Origin of the sequence: Psychrobacter submarinus (assembly GCF_904846685.1) — a bacterium.
Taxonomy (GTDB): Bacteria; Pseudomonadota; Gammaproteobacteria; order Pseudomonadales; family Moraxellaceae; genus Psychrobacter; species Psychrobacter submarinus.
On sequence record NZ_CAJHBQ010000001.1, the window covers coordinates 1,045,297 to 1,059,026 of the forward strand.

At 46.1% G+C, this 13,730-nt stretch carries 12 protein-coding genes; 1 reads left to right on the forward strand and 11 read right to left on the reverse strand.

The window, feature by feature from the left end:
- Nucleotides 1–174: 174 nt before the first annotated feature.
- Complete coding sequence (gene epmB, locus JMY03_RS04695) at nucleotides 175–1,182, reverse strand: EF-P beta-lysylation protein EpmB (RefSeq protein ID WP_201601501.1); 1,008 nt, start codon at nucleotides 1,180–1,182, stop codon at nucleotides 175–177.
- Nucleotides 1,183–1,728: 546 nt separating this feature from the next.
- On the opposite strand from epmB, the gene efp reads away from it, so the two are divergent.
- Entirely contained in the window at nucleotides 1,729–2,301 is a 573-nt protein-coding gene (gene efp, locus JMY03_RS04700; protein ID WP_025645944.1) for an elongation factor P, read from the forward strand.
- An 84-nt stretch (nucleotides 2,302–2,385) separates the two neighbouring features.
- On the opposite strand, the gene JMY03_RS04705 is transcribed toward efp, so the two are convergent.
- The 10 genes from JMY03_RS04705 to ssb all read right to left on the reverse strand — a co-directional run bounded on the left by JMY03_RS04705 (nucleotide 2,386) and on the right by ssb (nucleotide 13,641).
- Complete coding sequence (locus tag JMY03_RS04705) at nucleotides 2,386–4,128, reverse strand: GAF domain-containing hybrid sensor histidine kinase/response regulator (protein WP_201601504.1); 1,743 nt, start codon at nucleotides 4,126–4,128, stop codon at nucleotides 2,386–2,388.
- Between the two features lie 16 nt (nucleotides 4,129–4,144).
- Entirely contained in the window at nucleotides 4,145–4,963 is an 819-nt protein-coding gene (locus JMY03_RS04710) for a tRNA threonylcarbamoyladenosine dehydratase (protein WP_025645948.1), read from the reverse strand.
- A gap of 215 nt (nucleotides 4,964–5,178) precedes the next feature.
- Nucleotides 5,179–6,270 (reverse strand): TatD family hydrolase, encoded by a 1,092-nt coding sequence (locus JMY03_RS04715; RefSeq protein ID WP_201601507.1) that lies wholly within the window; start codon nucleotides 6,268–6,270, stop codon nucleotides 5,179–5,181.
- 166 nt (nucleotides 6,271–6,436) lie between these two features.
- Nucleotides 6,437–7,360 (reverse strand): hypothetical protein, encoded by a 924-nt coding sequence (locus tag JMY03_RS04720; protein ID WP_201601510.1) that lies wholly within the window; start codon nucleotides 7,358–7,360, stop codon nucleotides 6,437–6,439.
- Between the two features lie 242 nt (nucleotides 7,361–7,602).
- Nucleotides 7,603–7,794, reverse strand: coding sequence for a hypothetical protein (locus JMY03_RS04725; RefSeq protein WP_025645952.1), 192 nt, complete (start codon nucleotides 7,792–7,794; stop codon nucleotides 7,603–7,605).
- Between the two features lie 45 nt (nucleotides 7,795–7,839).
- A complete protein-coding gene (gene gspD / locus JMY03_RS04730) occupies nucleotides 7,840–10,107 on the reverse strand; it encodes a type II secretion system secretin GspD (protein WP_201602160.1) in 2,268 nt (755 codons plus the stop codon).
- Between the two features lie 147 nt (nucleotides 10,108–10,254).
- Nucleotides 10,255–11,157, reverse strand: a complete 903-nt coding sequence (locus tag JMY03_RS04735) for a type II secretion system protein N (RefSeq protein WP_227501929.1) — start codon at nucleotides 11,155–11,157, stop codon at nucleotides 10,255–10,257.
- A gap of 8 nt (nucleotides 11,158–11,165) precedes the next feature.
- On the reverse strand, nucleotides 11,166–11,969 hold the full coding sequence (gene gspN / locus JMY03_RS04740; RefSeq protein WP_201601512.1) for a type II secretion system protein N: 804 nt from the start codon (nucleotides 11,967–11,969) through the stop codon (nucleotides 11,166–11,168).
- Nucleotides 11,970–12,224: 255 nt separating this feature from the next.
- Nucleotides 12,225–12,548, reverse strand: a complete 324-nt coding sequence (locus JMY03_RS04745; RefSeq protein WP_201557971.1) for an H-NS histone family protein — start codon at nucleotides 12,546–12,548, stop codon at nucleotides 12,225–12,227.
- 517 nt (nucleotides 12,549–13,065) lie between these two features.
- The gene (ssb, locus tag JMY03_RS04750) at nucleotides 13,066–13,641 is read right to left on the reverse strand and encodes a single-stranded DNA-binding protein (RefSeq protein WP_201601514.1); all 576 of its coding nucleotides are present in this window, start codon (nucleotides 13,639–13,641) and stop codon (nucleotides 13,066–13,068) included.
- Between the last annotated feature and the right edge of the window lie 89 nt (nucleotides 13,642–13,730).

Sequence of the window (13,730 nt, forward strand, 5' to 3'; positions counted from 1 at the left end):
TGCTTATTTTTCTAGGTTTCTAGGTTTCTAGGTTTCTAGATTTTTATCACTAGTTCTGTGCAACTAGATAAGCTATGTCTAGTCTGTGTTTATGACATCAGATGCTAATACTAGCATAACTAAATATCAATAAGCATAAAATCATATTCGCTAAAGCGCTCAGAGACACAGCCTTTATCTGAGTTTGTAAATATCAACTGGCACCTTAAACGCTCTATTGGGTAACTCGCGCACCAGCTTAGGGACTAAATAACCAGGCAGCCGCTCTAATAGCGTCCAGTACAGCGCGATAGCTTCGTTCTCTGAGCTATCAAAATGCGCGCCGCCCGCCACTTTATCCAATACATGTAGATAATAAGGCAGCACACCAGCGGCAAACAGACGCTGACTTAAGGCCACTTGCGTCTCCACATCATCATTGATATCGCGCAGCAGTACCGTCTGGTTGAGTAAGGTAATGCCTGCTACGCGCGCTCGTTGTAAATGCTGCGCGGTGGTGTCATCGATCTCATTGGCATGGTTGCAGTGGATAACCATGACGATCTGACAACGACTGCTCGCCAGTCGTTCTAGTAGCTCGGCGTCTAAGCGCTCAGGAATGACTACTGGCAAACGCGTATGCAGCCTTATCGTCGTCAGCTGCGGGATAGCTTCTAAACGCTCAAGCCACCCAAAGAGCCGACGGTTTGAGACGCTTAGGGGATCGCCACCGCTCAAGATTACCTCATTGATCTCAGGATGCTCGTGGATATAGCGGATAATGCCATCCTGCGCTGAGGCTTTTGGTAAGTTACTTTGATAGTCAAAATGCTGACGAAAGCAGTAACGACAATGGATAGCGCAGGCTCCGGTCACCGTCAGTAACACTCGAGACTGGTACTTATGCAGTAAGCCGGTCAGCGGATTTTGTGAATTTTCAGCTAAAGGGTCTGCGACGTAACCCGTCACGGCTATCTGCTCTCTTTGATCCGGCAGCACTTGTCTAAGCAGCGGATCATTGGCATCACCGACTTGCATCTTCGCGACAAAAGCGCGCGGCACTCGAAGCTCAAAATGCGTTGGTACATATATCTGAGATCTTAGCGATTCGAGTTTTAATATGGCTAATAACTCATCAATAGAGCTTATGGCTTCGGATAATTGCGTTTGCCAGTTTTTTTGTAGGATTAAATGGTTTATCATAACACCCTAATACTTTATGCCTAAAAGTCGCCATTATACGCTTATCACTGCAGCGTGCTAGTCACCTAGCAAAATATAGCGAGCATAATTACTGTATATTACCTCTTATTTATTTGTGCTTATATTAGGGCGTGTTGAACATTCGACCTTGGCACTGACAGAGACTATTTTTTAGGCGATTTGCAGATAAAAATGGTAAGTTTAGTCGTTCTAAGCGTCTATTTTTACCACTAAAGCGGCAAAAAATAGTCCTGTCCCTGTTGTTGTAGTTAGGGCTGATGCTAAAATTGCCCTAGTCGTTGCGAAAATCTAACCAATGCAATAAGCATTATCTGCAATTTTCACTTAGACTAGAACTATTTTAGCTATCAGCAGTGCGCATTTGTGAATGTTCAACACGCCCTATTATCTCTCATCTATTTGCGCCTATATATGGTTACTATTAAATTATTAACATAGAATGGTTAATATTGAATGGTTACTATTAAATCGCTACTACGATCCAATCACTTAAACCCAAGGCAGTGCTACTAGGAGTTTGTTGTTATGGCAAGTTTTTCTACTAATGAATTTAAAGCTGGTCTAAAGGTCATGCTCGATGGCAACCCTTGTGCCATTATGGAAAATGAATTCGTCAAACCTGGTAAAGGACAAGCGTTCAACCGCGTCAAGCTACGTAACCTACGTAGCGGTAAGGTGCTTGAGCAAACCTTTAAATCAGGAGACAGCTTAGAGGCCGCTGACGTCATCGATACGGAAATGGATTATCTGTATAACGATGGTGAGTTTTGGCACTTTATGGACGCTGAGAGCTTCGAGCAAATCCAAGCAGACAAAACGGCGATGGGCGATACTCCGCAGTGGCTAAAAGAAAACAGCAACGCCACTTGCGTGATCACCTTGTTCAATGGTGTGCCATTATCTATCACCCCGCCGAACTTTGTAGAGCTACAAATCACCGAAACTGATCCGGGCGTTCGCGGCGATACCTCTGGCGGCGGCGGTAAACCTGCAACCTTAGAGACGGGCGCTGTCGTACGTGTGCCTTTGTTTGTACAGCAAGGTGAAGTGGTGCGTGTTGATACGCGTACGGGTGACTATCAGACTCGTGTGAGCTAATTCACTATTGTCTTGATTGATAACCATAAAACAAAAAGGCGTAATCGGATTGCGATTAAGCCTTTTTTTAGGTTGTATCTAAAATTATGTATTAACGGACTGTTTATACATCAGCCAATACTGCACTAAGGCATTGAGCTGCTCTTTTTTGAAGGGCTTACTACAGTAGTCTTGCATACCCACTTGCAGGTATTTTTCGCGCTCGCCGTCCATAGCGTTAGCAGTTAGAGCGATAATAGGCGGCAAGTCCTCAGTATCGAATAACTCTTGCAGCTTGATGGTCGCCTGTATGCCGTCCATGATAGGCATATGATGATCCATCAAAATCACATCGTAACGTTTAGGATTCGCTATAAACTCATCAATAGCTTTTTGGCCATCAGTGACGTGCGTGACCTCATGGCCACTACTGCGCAAAGCCTTTAGCGCAATCATCGCATTGACATTATCATCCTCAACCAACAGTACATGTCCGTTATAGTGCCATTCAGGTTCGATATCGATATGATTGGCCTGTTGCCATGACTTATACTGGGGCTTATCGATCGCCTTTAAGGGCAGCAATATCTTAAAGGTGGTGCCTTCGCCAACGACACTATCCGCCCATATATGACCACCCATTAGCGCCACTAGTGACTTACAGACCGACAATCCAAGACCGGTCCCACCATATAACCGGTGCGTTGACTTGTCTGCTTGATTATAGGCATCAAAGATCGCATTCAGCGACTCCGCTTTTATCCCGACGCCAGTATCTGAGACGGTAATACAAAACGTTATATCGTCATAATGAATAGGATTGTTAGTGGCGTCCAATACGTCTCGTTGAGCGTCAAACGCCTCCAAATCATGTTCTTCAGCTTCTCTGACATCAAAGACAATGTGCCCACCCTCGCGAGTGAACTTAATGGCATTACTGATTAGATTAGAAAAAATCTGTTTAAGGCGTACAGGATCGCCTTCTACATAGGCGTTTAGAGTATCATCGTAGTGGTACTCTAAAGTCAATCCGCGCTGAGTGGCCTTAGTGGTAAATAAATTCACTACTTCATTGCAGATAGTAGCTAAGCTCATCGGTACCGTGTCGATGACCATCTTACCCGCTTCAACTTTTGATAAGTCCAAAATACCGTTAATAATAACCAGCAGATGATCTGTCGATACTTTTATATTGTCGACATAGTTTTTTTGTTCAGCACTCAAAGCCGTCTCATCGAGCATATCGACCATACCGATGATGCCGTTCATAGGGGTACGGATCTCATGGCTCATATTTGCCAAAAAATCTGATTTCATATCATTGGCATGCTTAGCAAGGCGCTGCTTTTTTTGTAGCTGCAGCGCATCGGCTGCCATCTGAGCGAACTGCGTTAAGTGCTTGGCTTGCTCTTCGCTAAAGTCATAGTGCGGCTTAGTATCCATCAGGCACAGTGAGCCTAGACGATAGGTCTTATTATCTTCATGCAAGATAATAGGCGCGCCGGCATAAAAGCGTAAATTAGGGTCGGTGGTGACTAAGCTATTATCGATAAAACGCTCATCTACCGATAGATCGTCGACCACAAACACTTCGTCAGAGAGCACGGTATAATTACAAACCGCCACGCCGCGGGTGGTAGTACAAATATCCCCAAGCCCATGAGGGGATTTTAAATACTGAGTATCTTCATCCATAAAGGTAATGGCAACGATTGGCATGTCAAAGAAGGTCTTTACCAAGTCGGATAGGCGCTCAAAAGTCGGCTCAACATTCGTGTTGAGAACTTGATACTCTTGTAGCTTCGCGATGCGTGCTTTTTCATCTTTTGCTTGCGGATAAGTGGACATGCCTTCTCCAAAACGATTATAAAGTAGCCGCCGTAGCCGCCGCTTGCTTGCTGAGTATAAGTAGAGTCTCACTTACCATAACCATAGCAATGACTGAGGTTACCGCCACTGCCGAACCATAACCGCCGCAGTTTAAGCCGGCGGACTGACTTGTCTTTTCGACGCGCGGCGGCTCAGTTGAATAGACACATTTGATGCCAAATTTTTCTTTCATTTGGCTATTGATGCCTTTTTCATGACGCAGCTTGTTACGTAGTCTTGCCAGTAAAGGATCTTGATAGCTGTCTTTTAAGTCGCTAACCGTAATCTGGCGCGGATCTATTTTGCCGCCTGCTCCGCCTGCACAGATAAGCTTTAGCTTATTAAAGCGGCAATGTAAGGCAATAGCAAGCTTAGCACTCATATCATCGACGCAATCTAAAATAATAATCGGCCGATTCTGCGCCATAGCTTGCTTAGCTGCCCTGCGATCAGGTAACAATTGCGCGACATTATCAGGCGTCAAAAAGTCATCAACTAAGTGCAGCTCTATGTTTGGATTAATCTCACGCATACGCGCGCCCATAGTGGCAATCTTACTCTGACCAAAGCTGCTGTCAAGCGCTGGTAATTGCCGATTGACATTAGAGGCGACCAGTACGTCCAAGTCGACTAGCGTCACGCAGCCAACAGCGGTTCGCGCCAAAGCTTCAGCCACCCAAGAGCCTACTCCGCCAACACCAATTACATAGACATGCGCGGCGGCAAAGCTTGCAAAAGCATCAGCGCCATACAGCTTTTGAGTGCCCTGAAAGCGGCGCTGATATTGACTATCATCAGCTACTGTCGTCATCATTTCAGGTATATCGCTATCAGCGACTTTGCTATCGGTTACGGTGGATTGATCTTTCATGCATTAAAACTCTATTTATTAATACTATATTTATTAACACTATATTTATTGAAACTATAACTAATAAAATTATATTTATTGTCATTCTATTTACTAGCACCGCATTGATTTATGCTTCTAGTATCAATGCTAAAGGCTTAGCACTTCTCAGCATCATTTTACTGGTTAGAAGTAGACTTTTCATTTTCAGTACTAGAGCCAGTACTCAAAATAGTACCAGAATCAGGGACAGAATAAGACCAAGACTGACCTAAACTATCGATACTATTTTGCCACAGCTGCTGAGCCAGTTTTGCCTCATCGACTGCCAGTAGCTCGCTTAAGCTCGCTAACACAAGAGGCAAATTAGCGGGCACGTTGCGATTATGACTGTCATCACCCTCGTCACCCTCCCAAACATCATCTGGGCTTTGAGCTTGATTTTTGCCTAAAGCGGAGGCGTTATCGCGAGAAGTCTGGCAGTTAATCGGCGTCATATCTGGACAGTCAGTCTCTATCACTAAGCAGCCGATACCATACTCAGCAACGGCTGCTTGCAGCGCGCGGCGTAGTTTTTTGGCATTCGGGTTAGTCACTTGTCCGGTCACACCGAGCTTAAACCCGAGCTTCACAAAGGCCTTAGCTTCTTGCTCACCGCCGCTGAAGCTGTGAGCGATACCGCCTAAGGTTTTGGCGTCATAGTCATGCTCTTTTAGTATCGCTAACGCTTCAGCATGAGCTTTACGGATATGCAGCATCACCGGTAGTTGATGCGCCACCGCCATATCGAGCTGAGCGCAAAAAAAGCGCTGCTGCTTAGCAAAAACCTCAGGCTCTTTCATCTGTGGCGTAAAAGTGTCGAGCCCAATCTCCCCAATCGCTAGCGGACGCTGCTGATCTAGCATGTCTACCATTGAGTCTAAGTGGTCTTGGCTATGCTGCTCTATATAAAAAGGATGCAGCCCTAGCGCAATATGCGCTGTAGGTATGCAGCTGGCATCGATGTTTACTAAATTTGAGTCTACTGAATCAGCTTGGTCGCTTGCAACTTTACGCTTATCAAAAAACTGCTTTACCTCACACAGCCGGTCAAAGTGCCGGTATAGATAGCCGACTAGCACTAAATGCTCAACTCCGCTTTGATAAGCGCGCTGCGCTTGCTGCGCTCTATCTGCATCGAATACAGGCGCATCGAAATGGGTATGCGTATCAATTAAAGGGTAACGTACACCCTCTTTACTATTCGTTAGCGACTGGATGGTATCAGCCATGAATGGTCTCCTGAAACTAGCTTCTTACTATCACTAATCTGCGGTTATTTAGCAAGGTGAGTTTGTATTAATATCACTGTTATTTTCGGTATATATTGTAGGGCTCGACCCTCATTGCTAAGGTTGAACTACGTTGAACTATCAAAGTTGAGCTATCAGACAAGCCTTAGGATGACGTCATACTCGTTGAGAGTCTCACCATATAATTGGGCTTTACGATACCTTGGAGCTGAGTGAAGGGAACCACAAAATCCACTGGCTGCAGCTGAGTATTGAGCAGCTCTCCGGATTGATAGACCAGATGCAATCCCTGCTGATCGATATACCACTGCTCAGATAAGGGAAGCGGCCATTCTTCTAGATACTGCTGCTCAACCCCTTGCTCAGCGAGCCATTGTTTTTTGATGGTATTAAAAGTCGATAGTAGCTTTTGGGTATCAGCGTCTGCTAATAACACATCCTCTACGGTCAATTGTAGCTTTTTTTGCATATCTAGCATGACGTAGTCGCGATGCCCTTGCTGATGGCCCTCGCTGCGCTGCTGAGTCGATTCGACTAATAGATAACCTGTCATCACCTCGTTACTATCAGCACTCAAGCCTTGGTTGAGGATTAAGTCGGTATCAATACGTTGATATTTAGGCTGCGAGCTGACTCCTGCACTATGAAACTCTATTTGTTTTAACAGCGCGGATACTGAGTCTCTCGCCACTTGTTGTTGACTGATAAAAGGCGCGTCTGGCGACAAGGCTCTAGCCACCGTTTGCCACATGATATTGGTAAGCCAAGGCTGCGGCGGTGTAAATGCTAAGGTATTGAGTTCCAAATACTGACAGCGCGTTTGCTGCCCATTACAGTTAGGTTGGCGCGCGATAGTCTGTTGTTTACTGACATTGATGGGGAGCGCTTGCTTATGGCCTGTCTTATCCAAAGCGCTAGAAGTACTGGGCTTAGAGAGTTCATAATTCTGTATGGTGCTATGAGCCCCGATTTCATTAGCAGCTTCTTCCTCGGCTTGCTGCTCGAACATCGACTCAGGTTGCGGCGCACAACCTAACAAAACCTGGCTTGCCAATACAAGCATTATCACAAGCACTGCCCCCTTCAAAACATATCCTCTAAAAAAGGATATCCAAGAGATGAGGGCAGAATGTAAATGTATGGATGCGTCGTTATGGCGTTTCATGGAGTCAGCTACAGTAAAGAACTGCTTAAAAGAATAACACAATGCTTGATAATATTACGTAGTGATAATTTTAAAGCTGCTCAGCGTGTCTCTGATGACTGCCTAGGATAAGTCTACAAACTGAGATAAGTCTAAAAAAGCGAGATTTAATCGGTAGTATTCTCTGTTGGTGCGGTTATTTGCGTACTATTTTTGTCTTTAGCGAGCGGCTGAGCATCGTTATGTGGCCCTTTTAAATCACCTTCAGTGGTCGGCGGCGTCTGCCGACTACTACGCCGAGGTATCAAAAGTAAAGCGGTACCGACTAAACCTAATGTAAGCCATTTTTTCTTATTCATAATGCGCCTTTACGATAGTCTGTAAGTTGATACCCGCTAGCAAAGCTACTGGCTAATAGGATAAGTCGTAATACCTGCATTTGGGCTATCAACGCGCGTGAAGCCTGATGGCGGGGTTATTCGATTTGGCGTCTGATCGCGTTTAGGAATCAGTGGATTTAGCGGCATGAGCTCATAATCTTTATTGACCTCACCATCCCAGCCTTCAGTACCGCTAAGAGGCAGCTGCTTGATGGTGCCGTTTTTATCAATGACTAATTGTAAGACGCGCATCTGATTGAATTTGCGCTCAGTGACGCTAGCCACCGCGCCGCCATCACGCAGTATCGTCGGCTGCAAAAATATAATCAGATTGCTCTTTTGCGTACTGTCATTGTCTGAGCGAAACAGGCGCCCAATCACTGGAACGTTACCGAGACCGGGCACTTTTTGCTGGCGGGACGTCGTATTATCACGCATCAAGCCACCCAGAGCAATGGTCTGCTGATCGTCTGCCAAGATAGTGGTGTTGATTAGGTTTTTGTTAGTGATGATTCCACTTGAGTTGCCGACACTTCCTGGCACAACTGATGAAACCTCTTGCGAGACCTCCAAGCGCACCGTACCGTTTTCGCCGATATGCGGGATGACATTGAGATTGATACCGATGTCTTGGCGCTCGATAGTCTGAAAAGGGTTAGTAGAATCATTACCGGTAGTGGTATAAGAGCCGGTAACAAAAGGTACGTTTTGTCCGACTAAAATACTCGCCTTTTCGTTGTCTAAGGTCAAAATAGAAGGCATCGACAATAGATTGGCACTGGTTGAAGAGTCGAGCGCTTGTAAGATAGCGCCATAAAACTCGGTATTGCCTTGACTGTCTTTGCGGCTATCACCAATCCCTATCAAAGCGCCGACAATAGAGTTGGCCGCTGAGCTAAGACCAGCAGCACCAGCTACGCCACCGCCTGCCAACGCCGCTGCCGCCAAGGAAGTCGCGCTAGCCCCAACGTTGTTGAAGTTGACGACCCCCAAGCCGCTATTGGCATTACCAAGCGCCCACTGTACGCCCAATTGCGTTGCATCATCGCCGGATACCTCCACGATAGCCGCTTGAATGAGCACTTGGGCGCGGCGATTATCGAGTTGGTTCACCGCCTCTTCAATCTCAAACATCAGCTCAGGTGCAGCATTGACAATAATGGCATTTTGCGTCTCATCAGCAATAATACTAAAAGGCCGACCTGTGGTGCTATTGGTTGCGCCGCCTGTTGCAGCACTAGTCGCAGCAGGGCTGTTTGCATTATTAGTCGCGTTATTGAGTAGCTCATTGGCAGCCCCGTTGATCGTAGCGCCTGTACTACTAGCCCCAGTCAGGGAGGCGGACTCTAGAGTGGAGGTTGCCCCTGAGCTATTAAGAGACTGATTGGCCAACAAACCGCGTAGCATATCGGCAATATGAGCGGCGCTAGCATACTTTAAGCGAAATACGCGTAAACCGCTGAGCCGGCGTGATGGCGTGGTATCAAGCTGATTGACCATCTCTTGTACCTTGGCAATCATCTCCGGACTGCCCTTGACTAGTAGCCTATCGCTTGCGCTATCGGCAATGACTTTGAGCTGATCGCCGCCTGCTGCCTGACCGCCGCCGGTACTCACCAAAGCGCTAATCAGATCCATCATACGCTCAGCGTCGACATGGCGTAGCGGTATCACTTGCAGACTATCATTGACGTTGCTATCTAAGTCGCGAATCAGCGCAGTGAGCTGGTTGAGGCTATCGGCGCGATCAGATAACACCAGCGCATTGACGCCCGGTACGGCAGCAGCGTGGGCCGACTGCGGCATCAAGGGCCGAATAACGCCTAAGATCTCAGCCGCTTGCGTGTTGGTCAAATAAATCACTCGAGTGGCCAACGACTCGCCAATACTATCACCGCGCAAATCGACCGCCACTCCCGATTGCTTAGCGACATTATCTGGAACTAGTTTGACGGTAGTACCTGAATCTATCGCCGCTATACCATTGACTTGCATGACGCTCAAAAACAACTGATAGATCTCATCACGGGACAACGCACGGTTGGATATGACAGTGACATTACCGTTGATACGTGGATCAAGAACAAAGTTTTGGTCGGTAATAGTGGCCACTTCGTTGATAAAAGCTTTTATATCAGCATCTTGCAAATTAACTTTCCAGCTCTCAGCGCTCGCCAGACCACAAGAGGCTGCCCATAATGGCAGCGCTAAGTATAAAGGCCGGCATATACGTAGTAACCGCTGTATAGAAAGACGTAAAGCTGTCGTTGAAAACTTATCCAAACTTACCATGGTCATGATTACCCATTGTGATGTCACTGTGAGGTACAAGATGCTACAGGCTAACATACTGCTGGCTGACAGTTATAAATTAACGCGGTAAAACTTGTGTACGATAAACTGATAAAACTAAATTATGATAAAAATGTTCGCGCTACCCTAAAACTGCTGGCGAATCGTAATCACTTGCTCGCCTCGCTGCACCTCAATCTGCGCTGCGCCCGATTGCTGCACTTGTTGCAGAACCGTCGCATCTTGCGCTGGACTGCTACCAACCGTTTGCCCATTGACAGTCAGTACCTTGTCTCCAGCCTCAAGCCCTAAGCGATTGCGCAATCCTGATGGCATAGCTGCAGTGACCTGATAGCCCTCGCCTGACGCCATGACGCCCATACGGCTTAAATAACTGGCTGGGTTTTCTTTTAGCGCGCTTACCGCTTCCTCTATAGCAGAGCTTGTGTCAGCAGGTTGACTCTCTTCTGCTGGCGGATCATCAGTAGCTATCGGCGGGCTTTGGGTTGGCAAAGGTAGCGTATTGCTTGCATTACCCGTATTAGGCAGGCGCTGATTGCCAATAGCGCTGTCATCTAAACCGCGCTGATCGAGTGGTAGCGCCTCTGGCAACTCGATAACGATTTGCTGATCGGCGGCGTCAGCAATAATCACTGCATTCCAATCGACACTGATAAGCGTAAAACCGCTGTCTGCTAAGTCATCACCGATACGGTAGTTTTTGACGTCACCGTTAACGTCTAGTAGCGCTGACGACAAGCTATCAGGTATGGCGAGCAGCACTCCTTTTAGCTCTACATTCGGCGGCGGCTGAACAGCTGCCGCGGCAGGCTTAGGGTCTGCAAAAATGGCAAACAAATTGCTGTTGTCAACGGCGCTATTTGCGTTGTTTTGAAGCGCTTGCAGCGGTAAAGCTGGGGCAAGTGGCGGCGCTAATATCAGCCACAATAATCGCGCTGCCACCCAACACAACCAAATAATCGCTAATAATAACAGCCAAGCTGAGAAGCGATTGAGCGTATCCATTATCGGCTTTAGTCGTGCGCTCATACTCATGATCAATTTGCCCCTAAGCCGGTTAATAACGGCTGACGCACACTAATGACTGGAGTATCTTGCGGCGCTTGACCTTGATATTCTGGCATATTCTCAAGTAAGCGCTGGGTCAAACTGACATCCAACATGTTATCACCATCTAGATACAAGTCGCCTAAGCGTTTGTCTTGATTATTTAATAAATTGACATGTAGTAGATGGTTATCGTTTTTTTGTTCGCTACTGAGCTGCGCGCGCATGGGCGGCATCGTAATATAGAGTATCTTGCCGGCATTAGGATAGCCGACCTCACCGCCTACCCAAGTGAGCTGACCATCCGCTTTATGGAAACCGGCGCTCTTATCACCCGCCGCTGACTGCCGCTGTATAGAGACATTATTGAGCTGAATTGGCGTGTTGGGTAGCTGCCAATGGACGACACTGGCCAAAGTTTCAGCAGCAATTTTGCCACTCATATCATCCACTTGCCATGCGCTGCGCCCTATCTTGACTTGTCCATCTAAGCGCGTTTGGCCGGTCGTAACCTCAATGTCAGCGCCAAGCTTACCCAAAAATAACTGCCACGGCTGCCAAGTCCAATTGGCCGAGCCGGTCAGCGCCGTACCCGTTTGTGGTAATTGCCAGATAAGCGCGCCTTGCCAGACATTGCCCGATACTTGCTGCACATACGGCGACTCAGGCGCATATTTTTCGACGATCCATGCCGCTGGCATTTGCAGTACTGCAAATAGCGCAAACACCACCAAACCCACCAGCCACCACAGCTTACGCGGACGTTTATGGGACGATGCAGACAGTTTTGGCACGAATAAAAGACTCTTTTAAAAGGGTTAAAAGCTCATTATCATAGCAAATAATGCGCTCTAGGTGACATAAAAAAACCAGTATTCTTAAATAAAAATACTGGTTTCTTACTCAAGCTTAGCGCCGAGTATCGTACTGATTTGATATAGTCAATCAATATTAAAAGTGGTACAAGGCAGACGAGTGCAAGTACTACAGTAGTAGGCTAAACGAGTCTAACGCTGTAACACTTTAATAGTGGTTCGACTATAGCTTTATTAAATAGCAAACTCGTTTAGTTCATGGCCAGCTGCTAAGGCTTCCACAAGCCAAGTTGGCTTGCGACCACGGCCTGTCCACGTCTCTTCGCTGTTATCGGTGTTGCGATACTTGATGCTGCGCTTCTTCTCAAGCTTCTCGCCGGCTTTTAGAATCTCATCAATGCTGCTATCAGCGTCTTCAGCGATTTGCTCAAATTGCATATAAGCATCATATAGACGTTGATGCTGTTTTTGATCAATCAGCTGCTGGGCGTTTTCAGTGATTGCGCGCAGTTGCTCGACGTCTAAGTTTTCTAAATCAATAGGGTTGTTATTTTTCATAATAGCCTCGGTATAAAGGTGTTCATTATAGGAAATAGACTCAATAGCCTAAAATCTATAATCCATTAGTCGTCATCGTCTTTAATCGTTTATTCTCTAATGAGCGATGCAATTATTTGATTATAGATATAAAACAATTAACTCAATCTAAATACAGACTGCATTAACTCTCACTATTATATCAAACTCTATTAACGATAATACGCTATTTATAATTCATTATCGATAGCGTTACTTTTTAGAAAAACAACATAAGTTGTTTTTTATTGGTTATTAAATATAAATACAATACTTTTAGATATAAAAATAGCTCAATGATATTATTATCAATGAGCTACAGAATTATAAATATAGTCGGTTCTAAATAAAACAGATAAATTATATATCAACGTGGAACTGGTATAAATTTTCCTTGCGTGCTGTGCTTGCGCCGACAGAGGCTGCGTAAAATTTATCCCAGTCCCACTGTATCGTTTTTATACTGAGCTCACTATACAACATATTGTTATTGTATTCCTCAGAACGGAATATCATCATCGACTGGGCCGTCTGGCATAGCGTTAGACTTAGACTGCGGTGTCTGTGCTGGTTGGTTGAATTGATTGTTATTCTGAGCCGGTGTACCTTGATTGCCATAGCCGCCCTGCTGACCACCTTGTGCGACTGCTGCCATGCCACCAGCTTGGCCTTGCTGACCGCCAAATCCTTGACCACCGCCTTGACTATTATAGCCGCCTTGCTGACCGCCTTGACCGCCGCTTGCGCCATCTAGCATTTGCATCTGCTCGGCACGGATTTCGGTAGCATAGCGGTCACTACCGTCAGGAGCCTGGTATTTACGAGTGCGCAAGCTACCTTCGATATAGACTTTGCTGCCTTTACGTAAGTACTGAGCGGCAATTTCGCCCAAACGATTGAAAAGTGAGACACGGTGCCATTCGGTCGCTTCTCTTTTTTCACCGCTTTGTTTGTCGGTCCACTGCTCAGAGGTAGCGACTGAGATATTAGTAACACTACCGCCATTATTGAATTGGCGCGATTCAGGATCCGCACCAAGATTACCGATGATGATGACTTTATTAACTCCGCGCATAATGTCTTCCTTTTTTATAGATGATTTTGTTAATAAGCGCTAAGCTTTTATATAAAAGCCTATGTTGCTTACTTTAATCTATTTTTGTA